Source organism: Gluconobacter japonicus (assembly GCF_002723975.1).
Lineage (GTDB): Bacteria > Pseudomonadota > Alphaproteobacteria > Acetobacterales > Acetobacteraceae > Gluconobacter > Gluconobacter japonicus.
The window spans coordinates 1-17,493 of sequence record NZ_BEWO01000015.1; the positions used below are offsets into that span (position 1 = coordinate 1).

At 52.9% G+C, this 17,493-nt stretch carries 16 protein-coding genes, 1 tRNA gene and 1 pseudogene; 7 read left to right on the forward strand and 11 right to left on the reverse strand.

From position 1 onward, the window contains the following. Nucleotides 1–76: 76 nt before the first annotated feature. Nucleotides 77–487 carry an ATP-binding cassette domain-containing protein gene (locus GJA01_RS10530; RefSeq protein ID WP_216634286.1) on the reverse strand — a complete coding sequence of 137 codons (411 nt, stop codon included), beginning with the start codon at nucleotides 485–487 and terminating at the stop codon, nucleotides 77–79. A gap of 440 nt (nucleotides 488–927) precedes the next feature. On the opposite strand from GJA01_RS10530, the gene GJA01_RS10535 reads away from it, so the two are divergent. The 6 genes from GJA01_RS10535 to fdhD all read left to right on the forward strand — a co-directional run bounded on the left by GJA01_RS10535 (nucleotide 928) and on the right by fdhD (nucleotide 8,731). Continuing rightward, nucleotides 928–2,637, forward strand: a complete 1,710-nt coding sequence (locus tag GJA01_RS10535) for a hypothetical protein (protein ID WP_062502543.1) — start codon at nucleotides 928–930, stop codon at nucleotides 2,635–2,637. Further along, complete coding sequence (locus GJA01_RS10540; protein WP_062502544.1) at nucleotides 2,637–4,550, forward strand: HAD-IIIC family phosphatase; 1,914 nt, start codon at nucleotides 2,637–2,639, stop codon at nucleotides 4,548–4,550. The genes GJA01_RS10535 and GJA01_RS10540 overlap by 1 nt, the downstream gene beginning before the upstream one ends. 3 nt (nucleotides 4,551–4,553) lie before the next feature. Then, nucleotides 4,554–4,796, forward strand: coding sequence for an acyl carrier protein (locus GJA01_RS10545; RefSeq protein ID WP_010505482.1), 243 nt, complete (start codon nucleotides 4,554–4,556; stop codon nucleotides 4,794–4,796). Nucleotides 4,797–5,048: 252 nt separating this feature from the next. Continuing rightward, entirely contained in the window at nucleotides 5,049–5,510 is a 462-nt protein-coding gene (locus tag GJA01_RS10550; protein WP_062502547.1) for a nitrate reductase associated protein, read from the forward strand. 4 nt (nucleotides 5,511–5,514) lie between these two features. Continuing rightward, on the forward strand, nucleotides 5,515–7,818 hold the full coding sequence (locus GJA01_RS10555) for an FdhF/YdeP family oxidoreductase (protein WP_062502545.1): 2,304 nt from the start codon (nucleotides 5,515–5,517) through the stop codon (nucleotides 7,816–7,818). Nucleotides 7,819–7,924: 106 nt separating this feature from the next. Next, a complete protein-coding gene (gene fdhD / locus GJA01_RS10560) occupies nucleotides 7,925–8,731 on the forward strand; it encodes a formate dehydrogenase accessory sulfurtransferase FdhD (RefSeq protein ID WP_062502546.1) in 807 nt (268 codons plus the stop codon). A 199-nt stretch (nucleotides 8,732–8,930) separates the two neighbouring features. On the opposite strand, the gene GJA01_RS10565 is transcribed toward fdhD, so the two are convergent. Continuing rightward, the gene (locus tag GJA01_RS10565; protein WP_255312275.1) at nucleotides 8,931–11,330 is read right to left on the reverse strand and encodes a TonB-dependent siderophore receptor; all 2,400 of its coding nucleotides are present in this window, start codon (nucleotides 11,328–11,330) and stop codon (nucleotides 8,931–8,933) included. A 516-nt stretch (nucleotides 11,331–11,846) separates the two neighbouring features. Here GJA01_RS10565 and GJA01_RS15555 point away from each other — a divergent pair. Beyond that, nucleotides 11,847–12,428: pseudogene (locus tag GJA01_RS15555) on the forward strand (transposase); the annotation flags it as partial. Here GJA01_RS15555 and GJA01_RS15410 read toward each other — a convergent pair. From GJA01_RS15410 to hisB, 9 genes are all read right to left on the reverse strand, one after another. Next, nucleotides 12,339–12,596 (reverse strand): hypothetical protein, encoded by a 258-nt coding sequence (locus GJA01_RS15410; RefSeq protein ID WP_218017417.1) that lies wholly within the window; start codon nucleotides 12,594–12,596, stop codon nucleotides 12,339–12,341. The pseudogene GJA01_RS15555 and the gene GJA01_RS15410 overlap by 90 nt on opposite strands. A 241-nt stretch (nucleotides 12,597–12,837) precedes the next feature. Further along, nucleotides 12,838–12,913, reverse strand: a tRNA-Glu gene (locus tag GJA01_RS10575). Nucleotides 12,914–12,963: 50 nt separating this feature from the next. After that, entirely contained in the window at nucleotides 12,964–13,329 is a 366-nt protein-coding gene (locus tag GJA01_RS10580; RefSeq protein WP_061932188.1) for a histidine triad nucleotide-binding protein, read from the reverse strand. Between the two features lie 13 nt (nucleotides 13,330–13,342). Further along, nucleotides 13,343–13,717, reverse strand: a complete 375-nt coding sequence (locus GJA01_RS10585; protein ID WP_062503172.1) for a phosphoribosyl-ATP diphosphatase — start codon at nucleotides 13,715–13,717, stop codon at nucleotides 13,343–13,345. A gap of 4 nt (nucleotides 13,718–13,721) precedes the next feature. Further along, entirely contained in the window at nucleotides 13,722–14,483 is a 762-nt protein-coding gene (hisF, locus tag GJA01_RS10590) for an imidazole glycerol phosphate synthase subunit HisF (RefSeq protein WP_061932192.1), read from the reverse strand. Further along, complete coding sequence (gene hisA / locus GJA01_RS10595; protein WP_062503230.1) at nucleotides 14,477–15,826, reverse strand: 1-(5-phosphoribosyl)-5-[(5-phosphoribosylamino)methylideneamino]imidazole-4-carboxamide isomerase; 1,350 nt, start codon at nucleotides 15,824–15,826, stop codon at nucleotides 14,477–14,479. The genes hisF and hisA overlap by 7 nt, the downstream gene beginning before the upstream one ends. Then, a complete protein-coding gene (hisH, locus tag GJA01_RS10600; RefSeq protein WP_062503174.1) occupies nucleotides 15,823–16,461 on the reverse strand; it encodes an imidazole glycerol phosphate synthase subunit HisH in 639 nt (212 codons plus the stop codon). Before hisH ends, hisA begins: the two co-directional genes overlap by 4 nt. Further along, nucleotides 16,446–16,838 carry a hypothetical protein gene (locus GJA01_RS10605; RefSeq protein WP_062503176.1) on the reverse strand — a complete coding sequence of 131 codons (393 nt, stop codon included), beginning with the start codon at nucleotides 16,836–16,838 and terminating at the stop codon, nucleotides 16,446–16,448. Before GJA01_RS10605 ends, hisH begins: the two co-directional genes overlap by 16 nt. Continuing rightward, a complete protein-coding gene (gene hisB / locus GJA01_RS10610) occupies nucleotides 16,835–17,431 on the reverse strand; it encodes an imidazoleglycerol-phosphate dehydratase HisB (RefSeq protein ID WP_007284035.1) in 597 nt (198 codons plus the stop codon). The genes GJA01_RS10605 and hisB overlap by 4 nt, the downstream gene beginning before the upstream one ends. Nucleotides 17,432–17,493 lie beyond the last annotated feature (62 nt).

Below are 17,493 nucleotides of genomic sequence, written 5' to 3' on the forward strand. Positions count from 1 at the left end.
GCAACCAATTGAACCAACACTCTCGTGAGCACAGCTCCGGGAGTGTTTCTTTTTCAGCCGCTCTAGTAAGCTGAAATCACGACAGCCCTCTCTCCAATTCAGTTAAAATCTCCAACCTCAAACCCTGAATAGCAGGACTATCTCGGTGGCGAGGTTGGGCTTCTTCAATCCGAAGGTCGGCAATCGCGCGTGCTGGACGAGGACTGAAGATAATGACGCGTGTAGCCAGAAGAAGGGCTTCTTCCACATCGTGAGTGACCATGAGCGCAGTAAAGCCTTGAGACTTCCAAAGGCGGTAAAGCTCCGCCTGCATGGCCAGACGTGTTAGGCTGTCCAGCTTACCGAGGGGCTCGTCCAGAAGAAGAAGGCGCGGATTGTTGATCAGTGCGCGAGCGAGTGCGACGCGTTGAGCCATGCCGCCTGAAAGTTGGTGTGGCCATGCAGCGGCAAATTCTTCTAGACCGACAAGGCGAATAGCCGCATCAATCGCTTCCGGGTCTTTTTACCTTGTTGGTGAATGTATTGGTTTTCGCGATGTATGAAGATTGTGCTGAAAACATCTTATTCGTGTTTTTTCCAGTTTCAAAGTCCGCAGGCATTGCGTGCAGTTGATAGTTTTGTACTACCTATTGTGTCGTATCCTAGGTTTCAGAGTTTCCTGTTGCTGGGGGAGTGGATAGTAGGGAAGTTCTTAAAAATCTGTCAGTATCATTGAATGCCTTTTACGCGACTTGATCAAGATTTTTGAAATAATCTCTAAACCTAAGATCTTACTTAATATTTTAAAAAACCAATCTTTGGGATTTTCTAGAAAGATATTTGTAGAATTTTAGGACTTATCGTCTCGCTAATATTGTCCTCTTGTTTCTTCCGGCCTGTGTCTGCATAATCCTATTTATTTTCGGACTCACATTTTCTGGAATCTGTATGAGTACTCTCCAATATTGTATTGATAGAATCGATTTTCAGAGAAAGGAAGGTGAGAATTCTGGGGTATGTCTTCATCTTGCGGGCTGGATTTATGATCCTGCTGCGACGATTGAGAAGGTTATGTTTTCCTGTGCTGGTGAAAACTATCCGATTGCCTCCTTTGGTCAGGCTAGTCCAGACGTCGGGAGTATCTTTGGGGCTAAGGCGGGAAACTGTCGCTTCGAAGAAGTGATTGAAACACAAGGTTTCCCTCACCTTGGAGCTTTTTCTCGTGCGGTGCTCAGAGTTATGCGCTCGGATGGTACCTCTGTTGAAGCCAACCTGGGCGGTCCTACACCATGGTCTTGGGCAGTTCCGCGCGGTGATTTCGCAAGCTTCAAGGCCAGGGTCGCCGTTCTGGCTTCTGACCCAGAAGAGTTGGAACAACAGCTTGCCAGCATTGCTGATTTGTCTCTTTGGGCACGGGCGGGGGTGGTCGTGGGCGAGGGGCCACACGATGTCTTGGAAAAGATAGCTCACAAGTACAACTCGCCTTACATTCCCAAAAGAAATGACGGTGTTGTTTCTGCAGGCGTGCTCGCAACATTTTATCTGCGTCATGTCATGGATAGTGACATCATTCTTCTTCTTGATCGTGGTTTGCCACAGAGTCAAAACTGGGATCAGAATTGGATTTTGGGTGCTCTGAGCTTCGGGTCTGTTGTGCATACTGAAACAGAAAACGCGCAGAGCCAGTCAGGAGCAGATGGCGCATGGTGGCGTCCATATCGTGTCGCGCCTTCTGTTATGACGTGCTGTCTGGCCTTTAGTCGAACCGATATTGATTATTATGGTCTGCCACAGATGCGGACGCGGGCCTTTGGGGCGACGTCTCAGGATGAGGGAGCTGTTTCAGAAGTTTATGCTTTTAGTGAAAGTCTTCGCTCATTAGGGACGGCCTCTCTTGATGTATCTGGTGGAATAAAGGAACGCTGGAGTACTCTAAGTTCTGAGTGGCGTAATGAGATTCAGTCTACGATTCTATCTGTCTCCTTGCCCGGAGAGAACTCTTTCCCTTTGCTAAATCCGCCAGAAGATAAAATACTTTTTTCACGTTTTATCAGTTTCGGTGACAACTGTGAGTTTGGCTTGGTCCAACGGAAAATAGGGCTGGAAACTCTTGATCTTCTGCGTTTTGGTGGAACCGGAGATAACCAGGAAGGTCTTCTGAGAGCTTTGCAGGAGGATTTTCGAGCTTTTGGTTCACTGGAAGACGTTCACATTTATGAAGTGGGCGGGGAGTGGATATCGGGAAGCCAGCGATATGGCGTGACTTTCCATACGCATCGGCATGTGAAGGATACAGCACGTGAAGATGTGCAGGCGAGCGAACAAACCAAACTAAAATATCTGGCGCGTAAACTTCTGGAAGACCTGGAAGACGGCGAGAAGATTATTGTCCGTAAGTCCAATCGGGGGATTACGGTCGATGAAATGCATTCTCTGCTGCAAGAAGTGCGACGTTATGGTGATTGTCCGCTGTTCATCGTGAGTGAAGCTACTGACAATGAGGCTATCAACACAGTCAGAGCCTTGGGCAATGGACTTTTCCATGGAACCATCCGTCGATTGGCACCGTACGAAAATGCCGGGGGCGGTTCAGTTGAAGACTGGCGGCAGATCTGCTGCGCGATGATTGCTCAACTGGAAGAAAAGGGATTGAACTGATGCACGCCCCCAATCTTTTCTGGCTGCCGAGCCTCGGTGAGGATCTGGCGCGAGAGCAATGGAACGAGCGCTTTGCACAGGTCGCGGATAAGCAGTCCGACTGGGAAGGGCTTATGGCTCTTGCCAATCATGATCTTGATTTCGTACGCACCATGCGTCTGGATCGTCTTCTCGCGCGTAAGTTTCCTGAACCACCGTCCGGTCTTGCTGTCAAACCCGTACGCCTTGCTGTTCTTGGTTCTTCCACTCTCGATCATCTGACGGCTTCCATTCGCGTGGCTGCGCTCCGCCGTGGGATATGGGCTACGGTCCATGTCGGGGAGTATGGCAGTTACCTGCAGGACCTTAGCGAGGCAAACGACGCGCTTGAGACATTCGCGCCAACAGCATTTCTTCTCGTGCTCGATTCCCATCACATTGTGGGTTATCTTCCGCGGGACGCTGATCAAGCGACAGCCGAAAGAGCTCTTTCCGAAGTCGCGGAAGGGCTGTTGCCGCGCTGCTGGCAGGCGGTAAAAGAGCGCTATGGGTGTCCGATTTTACAGACATCTTTCCTTCCTGTTCTGCCGCAATTGATGGGAAGTACGGAACGTCTTCTGCCGTCGTCGCCGGCAGGTTTCATTCAGAAACTGAATGCGACACTGCCTGCGTTGTGCGCGACATATGGTGCAATCCCAGTTGATCTTGCGGGTGCCGCCTCCCAGGCCGGTGTAGCGGCTTGGTACGATCCTTCTCTCTGGTTCCGCGCCAAACAGGAAGTTGCTCCCCGTGCAGCTCCGGCATTTGGAGAATTGGTTGGACGAAGCCTCGCGGGTATGACGGGCAGGACGTCTAAATGTCTGGTTCTTGATCTTGATAATACGCTTTGGGGCGGCGTTATCGGAGATGATGGTTTAAGCGGGATCGAGCTCGGTCAGGGAAGCGCTGTCGAAGAAGCTTATCTTGCCATTCAGGATTATGCTCTGCGCCTGAGTAAGCGTGGTGTTATTCTTGCCGTCTGCTCCAAAAATGATGAGGCCAATGCGCGTGAGCCTTTCCGTGATCACCCGGAAATGCTTTTGCGTGAAAAAGACATTGCCTGTTTTGTCGCGAACTGGAACGACAAGGCAGAAAATATCCGGACTATTGCGGAAAGCCTGAAAATCGGTCTTGACTCTCTGGTTTTTGCTGACGATAATCCGTTTGAGCGTGCGCGTGTTCGTGAGGCATTGCCCATGGTTAACGTGCCGGAATTACCGGGCGAACCTGCTCTTATTCCAGAAACATTGGCCGCTGCAGGGTATTTTGATCTGACGACATTAAGCGCGGAAGACTTTGCCCGTAGCGGTCAATGTCAGGCTAATTTGCATCGACAGGTCCTGCAGGAAAGCGCAACGGATCTTGATAGCTATCTTGCAAATCTGGATATGAAATTGGCCTATGGCCCATTTAACGCGGCCAATCTTCAGCGCATTACGCAACTCGTTAACAAGAGCAATCAGTTCAATCTGACGACTCGGCGTTATGCACAGGAAGAGCTGGCGGCCATCATGCAGGATGATGCATCGGCCGGGATCTGGTTCCGACTGACTGATCGCTTCGGGGATAATGGCCTGATTGCCGTTGTCATTGTTCGTGACCTGCCAGACACTGCGCTGGAAATTGATACCTGGCTCATGAGCTGTCGTGTTCTGGGGCGTGGAGTAGAAGAAGCTACTCTTGAAGTGATTGTTGCCGAGGCTCAGAAGCGTGGGAAAACGTCTTTACGGGGTGTTTACAGGCCGTCTGCGAAAAACAATATGGTAGCGGATCTCTATGACCGGCTTGGTTTTAGCCTGGCTGAGCAAAAGGATAATGGCGAGAAAATTTATACCTTGCCCCTTGAGACGTGGCATAAAAAATCTGTTCATATCGAATATTTAAAGGAGACCTGAAAATTGAATAATACTGAAATTACAGATCGGCTGACAGGAATATTCCGTGAGGTTTTTGATGACCCAAAACTGGAACTCCATGATGCCATGACAGCAAGCGATATCGCTGGATGGGATTCCGTAGCGATGATCAATATCATTGTGGGTGTTGAAGAACGGTTTCAGATTCGTTTGCGAACGCGTGAGGTGGATGGCCTTAAAACGGTCGGTGATCTGATTGCGCTGATTGCTGAAAAGACGGCCTGACAGTTATTTCAGAGCTGGTAAATATATTCGCGCGTTGAAGGGGAAAGTTTATAGATCTTTATGGCTGGCAGGCCAGGATCTACACTTTTCCCTGATTGCCTGCTTGGTGTCAGGTAAAGAAAGTATCCAAGATTTGAACGGCTGATACTGCCAGCGTCTCTCTTGCAGTCTTCTTGCATCATCTTCTGATGTTAAGCTGTGAATACAGCTTTCATGATGATCGCAAAGGTAAATGCAATGTCTGAAAATCCTATGATTTTTGAATTCGAGCGGGATTTTGCAGGCTCTTTGCGATGTATTCCAATGATTGCACGGCAGAAGCTCGACCTTGTGGGAATCAAAATGACGCTCCGTCAGTGGAGCCGTCTGTTGCGCGAGGAAAGGAGTCGTCTGGTAGAGGCGCCGTGTGAGACGCCCCAGGAACAGACCGTCTATCGCACTCTTGTCGAAGATCTGATTGACGTCCGAGCAGATGAGCCTGTCAGTTTCCTCCCGCCGCAGACATTTGAAGACTGGCGAGAGAATGATCGGATGCCGGAGGCAGTTTCGTCTCAGGCTGAGGCAGACGGCGTTCCATTACTCACACCCGCACAATGGGCCGCGTTAACTCCGCTTCAGCGTTTCGCATTGATCAAGCTCGCCAGATCGAAACATGAGAACGAAAATTTTGTACCTGCGTTGAAGGAGTTTGGCGTCCTTCAAGGGGAGGGTTGATATCGTGAGCAAAGACAGAGAGTCCGAGTTTAGGCCTTATCATCACCCTGCAGGCGGCTGGGGAGCGGCCGGTGCAACCGCGAAGGTGCTGATGGAGCAGAGCGTTCTGGTCAAAGGATCACGCGGTCTGCTTGCCATGAATCAGCCGGGTGGTTTCAAATGCCCCAGTTGTGCGTTTCCCGACCCGGATCATCGTAAGAAACTTGAATTTTGCGAGAATGGCGCAAAGGCCCTCGCGCATGAGGCGACCAAAGCCCGCGTGACACGAGAGTTTTTTGCCCAGCATACCGTTACGGAACTCAGGGAGTGTAGCGATTACTGGCTGGAAATGCAGGGACGCTTGACCGAGCCGATGCGCTATGATCCTGCGAGTGATAAATATGTGCCGATTGCCTGGGATGATGCCTATGCCCTGATTGGAAAGCACCTTCGGGCGCTGGAAAGCCCTAATCAGGCAGAGTTTTATACGTCCGGCAGAACGGCTAACGAAACCGCTTTTCTTTATTCCATCTTTGTGCGCGAGTTCGGGACCAACAATTTCCCCGATTGTTCGAACATGTGTCATGAGCCAACATCCCGCGGGCTGCCTTCGTCGATCGGGATTGGAAAAGGCACGATCGTCATGGCTGACTTTGACCATGCCGAAGCCATCTTTGTCATTGGGCAGAATACCGGAACCAATTCCCCCCGTATGATGACGAACCTTGTGGAGGCTCGTAAACGCGGCATTCCCATCGTTCTGATCAATCCGATGCCAGAACGGGCGCTGATCCGTTTTACGGAACCGCAGGATATCCTGCAGATGGGCACATTTGGTTCGACAGCCATTTCCAGTGAATTCGTTCATGTACGCATTGGTGGTGATCTGGCAGTCTTCAAGGGGATGATGCGCGCGCTGTTCGAAGCAGAAGATTGCGGCGAGCCAGTGCTGGATCACGCTTTTATTGCTGAGCATACAGTGGGGCTGGAGGCTCTACGCGCTGACGTCATGTCAGTTTCCTGGGCAGATATCACCCGTATTTCTGGCATATCGGAAGAGCAGATCCGTCGGATTGCCGGGATTTATGCCAAATCCAACGCGACAGTAATTTGTTACGGAATGGGAATAACTCAGCATCAGGAAGGATCCCAACTTGTCCAGCAGGTTGCGAACCTTCTGTTGCTCAAGGGGAATTTCGGTAAAAAAGGTGCGGGCATTGCGCCGATCCGGGGACATTCCAACGTCCAGGGGGACCGCACGGTCGGCATCGATGAAAAGCCAACACAGGCTTATCTTGATCGCGTAAGGGATGTTTTCGGTTTCGAGCCGCCACGCGAGCACGGCCATCATGTGATTGAGGCTGTTGAAGCGATGGAAGCCGGGACCGCCAAGGTTTTCTTCGGGATGGGCGGGAATTTTGTCCGCGCAATTCCTGATACCGAACGGTCTTATGCTGCCATGGCAAAGCTCGATCTTACGGTGGGGATCGCAACAAAGCTCAATCGCGGGCACCTGATCCATGGCAAGGAAGCCCTTATTCTGCCTGTTGTGGCCCGTTCTGAGATTATCCGTACGTCAGCGGGTGAACAGTTCGTGACCATTGAGGATGCAATGTCGAACGTTACGCCTTCGCGTGGCGTTTTCGAGCCGGTTAGCTCCGATTTGCGGCCTGAGACGGAAATCGTCTGTCGGGTGGCTATGGCCACTCTCCCAGAGTCAAAAATTCCGTGGGCAGACTATATCGAAGATTATACTTTAATCAGGGACAAGATTGCTGAGGTTTATCCGGCGATTTACACGGGGTTTTCGGAAAGAATGAAAGACCCTCACGGGTTTCATCTCGATATTCCGCCTCGTCGTCGTGTCTGGATGACCCCGAATGGAAAAGCGAATTTTCTTGTTTTGCCGGGGCTGACGGTGGACGACGTGATTGATGATCCGGCAATGCTTCGGCTGGCCACAATCCGTTCGCACGATCAGTACAACACGACAATCTACAGCAACAACGACCGCTATCGGGGGGTCTATAATACGCGCATGGTTATCTTCATGAACAAGGAAGATCGTGAAGCGCGAGGATTGGAAAATGGGGCTGTCGTGGGGCTGGAAACCTATAGTGATGATGGATATCGGCGCTATGTCGATGGGCTGACCATTTTGGATTATCCAATGTCTCGTGGATCTATTGCGGGCTATTATCCAGAATTGAATCCTCTTCTACCGCTTGATTTTTTCGATGAAATCAGTGGTACGCCAGCGGCCAAGGCCATTCCAGTTAAGGTTGTGCCAAGCGGGGCGTCTGCAGCCCCAATCCGGATTGCGGGCTGAGTGGGAGCCGTATCGGGTAAGAAAGAGCTATGAGAGCATATATAAGCTTTTTCTTGCCGGGAGCGGGTGTTGCAGTCTTAGCAGGCAGCATCAGTGGGAAAGGCGTATGACGCCATTATTTCAAAGTCGAACGGTAACTCTCCTTAGTCGTCCAGAGGAAGAGATCGTTCTGAATATTGCCGATGAAGCTCCGGTCAGGCTCGTCTTCAATGGCATTGTTCCGCACGGGGTGATGATGATGACCCCGGATCACCTGACGGACTTTGCTTATGGTTATTGCCTCACTGAACAAATCATTACTGATAAGAAGCAGATCCGCTCAGTCTCTGTTCTGGATGGTGAAGATGGTCTGACCTTGGACGTTACGATTTCAGGGGACCGTCTTTCAATCCTGCTACGACGCAGGCCCCGTGCCCAAACCGGCCATTCAAGTTGTGGTCTTTGCGGGACTGATACTGTGTTGTCCGTTGATGCCCATGAAGAGGGGCCTTTTCCCATCAATGCCAAGATTGCGCCGACTGTAATCCTGCGTGCCCTGCATGACCTTGAAAAGTGGCAAACCCTGAATGCAACGACACGCATGGTTCATGGAGCAGCCTGGGCAGACCAGAATGGGAAAATCCTTTTAATCCGTGAGGATATCGGCCGTCATAATGCTCTTGATAAGCTGATTGGTGCATGGATGTGCGATGATCGTCTTTTTGAAAACGGATTTTGTCTTCTGACCAGTCGCTATTCATATGAGATGGCACTTAAAACTGTGCGCGCTGGTATGGCGACAGTGGTCGCCGTTTCAGCTCCAACGGATCGCGCGTTTCGGTTGTCCCAGAAAATGAATCAGACACTGATTGCAATTGCACGACAGGACAGGCAGTTCGTTTTCTGCGGTGAGGCGCGGTTGTCAGGCGGGTAATGGTTGTAGTTGGGGTCCGCCACGATTGGCGGTCATGCTTTCGCTGTCATTCGTAAAAAACAACTTTGAAACGCATGACCAAAAACTTAAAAAATTGTTTGTCAACGCGGCTTAAAAGGAGGGGCGAGTCTCTAAAATAGTCGCTTAAGTAAAGAGTTTAACCGGTTCATGGACCGACAATTCCGTCAGAGAAATGCGTTCAATAATGACCGCGGATTGTGAAGCTGAAGGTCCTGGGTTCGCCGAAAATCATACCATCGTAGAACCCGGCTTGCCGCACATAGGTCTTGTCCGTCAGATTGGTGATATTGCCAGCGACATCAAGCCATTTGGTGAGGCGGTATCGAGCCATCAGGTTAATGAGTGTGTAGCCACCAACGCGCAGGTTGGAATTATCATACTTCCCATTGCCGAGCGGACGGCCAGGATTGGTAGCCCATTCGGTGCTTGTCTGGCTGGAAATGCCGCCTCCTATGGTCAGGTGATGTAGAGCGCCCGGGAATGTATAACTTGTTGTCAGGCGCACGAGGTGGTGTGGATCCTGCCGGTAGCTCAGACCTTTTTCGTACAGGTAACTGTAGCCGAAGAAGACATTCCAGCCCGGCAGAAGTTCGCCAGAGGCATCGAGATCAATACCTTCCGTTTTAACGCCATTGATGGACCTGTAAATGGATTCACCCGTTGTAGTATTAGTGGCACCAGTTGCTTCCGCTACATTGCTCTGTCTGTTCAAATAAAAGGCAAGTGATGCATTCAAACGCTGTTTGAAGAAGGATCCCTTTAGACCTGTCTCATAACTTTTTCCCATTACGGGGTTGAGGGGCTGGTTGTTCGCATCGCGTAGATTGGATTGCGGCGTGTAGATATTGGTGTAGCTACCGTAAATGGACATGGTCTTGGTAAAATCATACACCATACCTGCATAAGGTGTCAGAACAGCGTTCTGACGTCCCGTACCGGTTGCGCCAGAATACTGATTCTGCACATTGTAGGTTCCGCTATATGCCTCGTAGGTACTGACACGACCACCAAGGATCAGAGAAAGGCCCTTGGCAAGAATAAAGCGCCCGGATGCGTAGGCACCGTAATTGCGTGTAACATCGACTTCGCGTGCCTTTGTTCTGTGCGTAGTAAAATTCGGGTATGAACCATCCCAGGTCTGCCAATTGGCGATAGGGAGGCCCGCCGCACGATATTGACATCCGGAGTACGGCGTAACACCTGCGATGCTACAGTTTCCAAGCGCTTTACTAAATGTGTATTGTGTTAGTTCATCATTATAGCCGTTAAAGCCGAAGATAATCTGATGCTCATGTCCAAGAAAATGCATTGGGCCTGAAATATGAACATCGGCATTGTCGCGCGCGTCAGCATATTCTGCATGAAGGGCATTGAGGTAGGCGCCTGTACCGTCCTGATTCCAGAAACCGGCATAGCCTCCGACATTTCTTGCAGCATTGTTGATTTTGGCGACGCCAAGATTGTTGTAGGAACTACCCTGCGTCCTCATGTAGCCGACCTTAAGGTGCCAGCCTGCAGAAAAGTCGTGATCGTAGTTGATGAAAGCCGTGTACTGGTCTCGGGTGGCCTGGCTCCAGTCCGTCGCTGGGTTAGTGCTGCGGGACAGGTGCGTTCTGGTGCCATCTGCATACCAGATGGGAACATTGGTGCCCCATGAGGCTCCGTCATTACGGGTTCGTTCATATTGAAAACCGAAATTCAGCGTATCTCGCGCAGAAAGGTCCGCAGCGAAATTGGCAAGTGCCCCTAGACGGTTGACGTGTTCACGGACGCGGAATGTGTCTGTGTCATCCCATGTGAAAACATATCGACTACGGATCGTGCCGGAATGGTTCAAAGGAGTATTGATATCCGCCATGACGCGGTGTTCATTCCAGTTTCCTAACCGAAGCAAGCCATTGGCTGAAAACTCTTTGGTTGGAGCCTTCCGCTGGAGATAGATGGTTGCGGACGGATCACCTGTCCCACCCAGAAGACCATTGGCACCACGAACGATCTGCACATTCTCATACAGATCCATATTCATGGACGAACCAACACCCCCAAAACTGGTAGTGGCATCAATCTGCATGCCATCAATCTTGTAGTTGGTGATGTTGAAACCACGGGCACGATAGGTCGTGCGGCCGGCGTTATCGTTGGCGTAAGACGTGACACCGGGTGTTGTGTTGAGAACGTCATCCAGGCTGTTGATCTGCTGGTCGTCCATGACCTGGCGGGTCATGACGGTCACGGTCTGGGGGGTCTCACGCAGACTGAGGGGTAACCCGGTGGAGGCACTGGTTGAAGGCGCAGTATAACTTCCTCGTTCCCATTTCTGGGAATGGACGATGATGTTTTCGGCTGTAGGGGAGGCTTTTTCTTGCTCTGCTGACGTGGCCGTAACTTGGTCTTTTCGCGAGTGCGGTTTCAGCGTTGCTTTTTTTATTTTGGTATCGACACGTTTTTCGGTTTTTTCACGACTCAAAGATTGATCTTGCGTGTCCCCAGCGTGTGCAGAGGCAGGAACAACTGTTGCTAGAAATGTGGAAGCCAAGAGAGTGGTTATGGCGCAACGCGTTACAGGGCGTAGATTCACGTCAGCAATTCCAATTGCATGTTTCAAATGATAATCATTATCATTTATGCGAATAACTGATATCGAATGAGATGAAAAGAAACACAAAAATTACAAAAGATTTCCAAATTTGGTATGGGCGGCCTTTGGGAGAAAGGTTGAGGGGCGGATTTTTCCGTTTGAGAAGTAGGTGAAGGGGATCCGCCATGTTTTCTTTGTGGTTCACCGAATGCAGCGTGCTCAGTGGTCATAACAGCCGGGTGAAAAGGGAGGTTTTGGCGTATACCGACAACAAATAGTCACTCGGTATTGTCAATGCTTTTGGTGTAACCAGAACACTGATCTTCACCGAACCAGCAACAGCTCGACTGGGTTACGCAGAGAACGTTGCTGTGGGTATTTCATCATCTGGAACTTAGTGGCCTCATTGTAAGCCATGAGAGTGGCGAGGCGCTTGAGGCTCAGGCCCCATTGATTTGATTGTGCAATTTTGATTCAGGCTCTGCAAGGAGACTGAAGATGAGCGACTTGTATTGACTGACGGATGAACAGATAAAGTGTTTGCGACCGTTCTTTCCGGAGAGTCGCAGCAAATCGCGCGTTGATGACAGCCGTGTGTTGAACGTCATCATTTTTCTGAACGGCAATGGCCTGCGTTGGTGTGATACACCTCGGGAATACGATCCGCACAGGACGTTCTACAACCGTTGGAAGCATTGAGGCGACGTAGGTATTTTCATGCGGATGATGGATGGTCTGTCTGCTGCGAAGACCGAGCCTCGGACCATCACGATTGATGCGACCTCTCTCAAGGCACACCGCACGGCTTCCAGCCTGCGGTTAAAAAAGGGGATCCAGGCCGCCTGCCAATCACCGATCAGAACGGACGATCGCTAAGCTTTTTCATGACTGCGGGACAGATCGTGATTATCCCGGTGCCGCTGCCCTGCTGGACAGTTTGACCATGGCACAATGGCTTCTGGTTGGTTCAGGGATGCCTTAGAGGAAAGAGGGATCAGGCCTTGCATTTCAGGGCGGCGATCCCGCGGACAGCCGGTCAAATATAACAAGATAAAATACAAACGGCGCAACCGCATCGAAATCATGTTCGGTCGCCTCAATTTTTCCAACACGGCGAAGGCTGTGAATGAAAGGCTCTCTGAATGAAGGCGGCTGTGTCGCCAGTTCGTTTGAATGGCCCCGCAAGAATTGTAGGAGTTCCATCAATGGTCGCTTGTCGTTCTTCACACCAGTAATCAGTTCAAGTACCTGGCATTTGATGCGCATGAACACCACGGTCCAGTGATGCCATCCTTAGCGCGCGCCAGGGCAGCGGATTTATTACCGGGATGGAGTGTTTCGAGAAGGTGTTTACGCAGGATGCGAATATCCGACGGAATACGGATTTTCGGCTACCAACCGGAGCTTTAGCGGGGCACATAGTCGTGTCTTCCCATGTGTCACGACTATGTGCCACAAGCCGAAAAGCCTGCAAAAAATTGTTTGGAAAATAAATAATTTAAAGTCATGGCGTCCCATAGGGGATTCGAACCCCTGTTGCCGCCGTGAGAGGGCGGTGTCCTAGGCCTCTAGACGAATGGGACTAGGGCGAGGGGGTTAATAGAAGACCCCCTCGGGCTTGGCAAGCGTTATTTCAGGATTTTTTGGAGAGTAGCGGGCCGAGCGTTGTGCCGCCGAAAAGATGGACGTGGAAGTGCGGGACTTCCTGCCCGGAATTGGCGCCGGAATTGCTGATGAGACGGAAGCCTTCTTTCGTCAGGCCTTCATCTTCTGCGACCTTCGCGACCGCACGCCAGAAGCCGGTGATTTCATCAGCAGGCGCAGTAGCGCTGAAATCTGCGATGGAAACATACGGTCCTTTAGGGATGACCAATACATGGATTGGTGCCTGCGGTGCGATGTCGTGAAAGGCCAGCGCGTAGTCGTCTTCGTACACCGTGCGGGACGGGATTTCCTTGCGAAGAATACGGGCGAAAATATTGCTGTGATCGTAGGTCATGCCAGTGCTCCCTTCAGCCGATTTTTTCTTTGGGACGGGCGGCTTTTTCGGCAATTCCGCTGGTGCCTTCGCGACGCTTCAATTCCGCCCAGACGTCTTCCGGGGAAACGCCTGCGTCTACCCACATGACGATCAGATGGTACAGAACGTCAGCACTTTCTCCGATAAGTTCCTTGCGGTTGCCATTGACGGCTTCAATCAGGCACTCAACGGCCTCTTCGCCAAATTTCTGGGCAATCTTGTTTCTTCCTCGCGCCATCAGACGTGCGGAATGGCTTAACGTCGGGTCCGTACCACGGCGGGACTGAACGGTTTCGAACAGGCGTTCCAGCACATGTTCTCTTGCCGGTGTTGCTTTACGCTCTTCCGGTTTTGCTGCCTTTGCCATTGCCTTATTCTCCAAGTCTGACCGGAAGGCCGGCCTCATTCAGTGCCTGTTTGACGTCCCCAACGCGGAACTGTCCAAAATGGAAAACGCTGGCAGCCAGCAGACCGCTTGCGCCAACCTGTGCGCCTTCAACAAAGTGATGGAGTTCGCCAACGCCGCCTGATGCAACAACAGGGATGGTCACTGTACCACAGACCGCTTTGAGCAGATCCAGATCGAAACCGGACTTCGTACCGTCACGGTCCATGCTGGTAAGCAGGATTTCGCCCGCACCCAGATCCTGCATTTTCTTGGCCCATTCCACCGCATCCAGTCCGGTAGGTTCGCGGCCGCCCTTGGCATAGACTTCCCAGCCGCCGCGACCATTCGAGCGCGCGTCAATGGCGACGACTACGCATTGGCTACCAAAGCGCTGCGAGGCCTCGCGGATCAGTTCCGGACGCGTAATCGCCGCAGAATTTACGGCGCATTTGTCAGCACCAGCCAAAAGCAGGCGCCGCATGTCTTCACAGGTGCGAACGCCCCCGCCCACCGTCAAAGGAAGGCAGATGGCTTCAGCCGTCCGGCGAACGACATCGAGAATGGTATCTCGGTTCTCGACGCTGGCCGTGATGTCCAGAAACGTCAGCTCGTCGGCACCAGCGGCGTCATAGAGTTTTGCCTGTTCAACCGGATCGCCTGCATCACGAAGGGATACGAAGTTTACCCCTTTGACGACGCGGCCGTCCTTGACGTCCAGGCAGGGAATGACGCGGAGTTTCAGCATGAACCGAGAACTTCCAAGGCGTCTTTAAGGGCAATGCGGCCATCATAAAGCGCACGGCCGACGATAGCCCCCGAAATGCCAGGAACCGTGCGAGCGATTTCACGCAAATCCTTCAGGTGATCCAGCGTGCCAACACCACCACTCGCAATCACGGGAATGGAGAGGCGGCGGGCCATATCGGCTGTCTGTTCCAGATCCAGACCGGCCAGCATGCCGTCACGCGTGATTTCCGTGAAAATGATGGCAGCAACGCCTGCGTCTTCCATGCGGAGAGCCAGATCATTGGCTTCAAGCTCGGACACTTCCGCCCAACCTTCCGTCGCGACACGGCCCTGACGGGCATCAATGCCGGCGACAATCTGTCCGGGGAATGCACGCGCTGCCTGGCGAACCAGTTCCGGGTCCTTGACGGCGACGGACCCGAGAATGATGCGAGACACGCCAGCTTCCAGCCAGCGTTCGATCGCAGCCATATCCCGGATGCCACCACCAAGCTGCACGGGTAGGCTCGTGGCTTTCACGATGGATTCAATAGCGGGAATATTCGTGGATTTTCCAGCGAAAGCACCGTTCAGATCCACAACGTGAACGTGACGACAGCCCGCTTCTTCAAACAGGCGTGCCTGTGCGGCCGGATCATCAGAATAATGCGTGGCATCTTCCATCTCGCCACGACGCAGACGGACGCAGGCGCCGTCTTTTAGATCAATGGCGGGATAAAGCGTCAGGCCGTGTGTGGCTTTTGCGGGCGCTTCGGACGGTGCAGGTGCGCCGCCGGCGTCTGGCGCGGCAATGCTGGACTGCCAGCGCGCAGCTTCATGTTCACCGGCGAGAAGTTTGGAGAAGAAAAGTCCGCGCACCGTCTGGCCTCCGATCCGTGCATAATAGGGGTGGGTTCCCCAGTGCTCGAAGTCGAGCGACCGGAACAGCCCGATAGCAGCGTCATGCGTCTCACGCACGTCGCAGTTAATAACCTTGCAGCCCATGGCTTTTGCACCCTGGATCATGGCGTTGGCCAGCGCGCGACCAAGGCCGCGACCACGCGCGTAGGGAGCTACGAAAAATCCTGTCAGATTGACGGTGGCGGCATGGGCTTCATAACTGGAGGGTGGTCGAGCCAACTGGCCCGCGCCACAGATCATGCCCTTGTCACGAACAACATAAAGACTGCGTTCCGGAACGAGGAGCATGCCTTCGAAGTAGCGTTCCAGTGCCTGAGAGCCGGGTGGTTGCAGCCACCCAAAGCCACCGCCATCGAGAATAGCTGCCGTTACGGCTTCACACAGGGCTTCCATATCATCAGGCGACAGGGACGAGACAACGCGTTCACAAACGATGGTCATGATGTCCACCGCAGGAAGTTGCCCATGATGGTGAGGCCGACAGCCTGACTTTTTTCAACATGAAACTGCGTCCCACAGCGGTTGCCGCGAGCGACGATAGCTGGGACCGAAGAACCATACTGTGCGGTTGCGACCAGTTCGTCAGGGTTGCCGTCATGTAGGGCAAAAGAATGGACGAAATAGCCATGCACGCCGAGTTCCAGCCCTTCTGTCAGCAGATGCGCGCCGGGCGTGAAGTCCAGAGTGTTCCAGCCCATATGGGGCAGGCGCAGACCGGCATCTGCGGCTTCGTCCATGCGGCGGATATTACCGGAAATCCAGCCCAGACCTTCGGTGCGACCATGCTCCAGACCATACGCGCTCATGAGTTGCATGCCGACGCAGATGCCGAGAAAGGGTGTGCCGTTGGCGGTTGCTGTTTCCAGCGTATTGCGAAGGTCGGTGCCCAGTCCTTCGGCGCAATCCGCGAAAGCACCCTGACCCGGAAGGATAAGACGATCGGCATTCAGGATCGCATCGGCATCGCGGGTGATGGTGACGTCGGCGTCGATGCCACGAAGGGTGGCGGCCTTGCGTGCGGCCTGAGCGGCCGAGGCAAGATTGCCACCATTATAGTCAATTACGACGACGCGCATGGGAACTCCGGGGGTGAAACGGGAGAAGGCTGCCGATCCGCCCAGCGGAGCAGCGCGATATCCTTGCTGGGGGCAGCAATCGGCGCACCGATCTTGCGCCCGTTAAGACGCATTTCCCACAGACGGATATCGGACGTGAAAGCGGCCAGAGCGGCATGCAGGCTGACGATGAGAGCCATTTCCCATCGAGCAGTCACCAGAAGATGGAGCAGGATTGAAGCAGCCGCTGCCATCATGGCGGAAATCCAGGTGCCGTAAGTCAGGAGGCCCAGCCACCCGAAAAAAAGAACGCGCCACGAAAACCCGCCCTGCACCATGACGGGCAGGCCGAGCGGTCGGGATGAATTCGGGTCAACGCAAGGTGTGAATAGCTTCACAGGACGCCCTTGGTGGACGGGATGGCCCCTGCCGCCCGCGGGTCCATCGAAACAGCGACGCGCAGGGCACGGGCTACGGCCTTGAAGCCGCTCTCCGCGATGTGGTGGGCATTGGTGCCAGCCTTGCATGTCAGGTGCAGGGCGATATGGGCGGACATGGCGAAAGCACGGAAGAACTCTTCGAACAGTTCCGTATCCATCGTGCCGATCTTTTCACGCGGGAACGTGACGTTCCAGGCCAGATAGGGGCGGCCGGAAATATCCACTACGGCTTCACACAGGGCTTCATCGAGCGGAACCAGCGCATGACCGAAGCGCTCGATGCCACGCTTGTCACCAATGGCCTGACGGAACGCCTGACCGAAAACGATCCCCACGTCTTCAACCGTGTGATGCCCGTCGATATGCAGATCACCCTTGGCCACCAGCTCAAGATCAAAGCCGCCATGCTTGGCAAGCGCCGTCAGCATATGGTCGAAAAAGCCGATGCCGCTGTCCACGGTGGAGCGTCCCTGGCCGTCGAGAGACAGGGCCAGAGTGATGTCGGTTTCGCTTGTCGCGCGGTGCAGACGGGCGTGACGGGTTTCGGTCATGGTGGTTCTGCTACACCAGCGTGAGGGTTATTTCCACGCTGTCCCTGAAATGAGTGATGGAA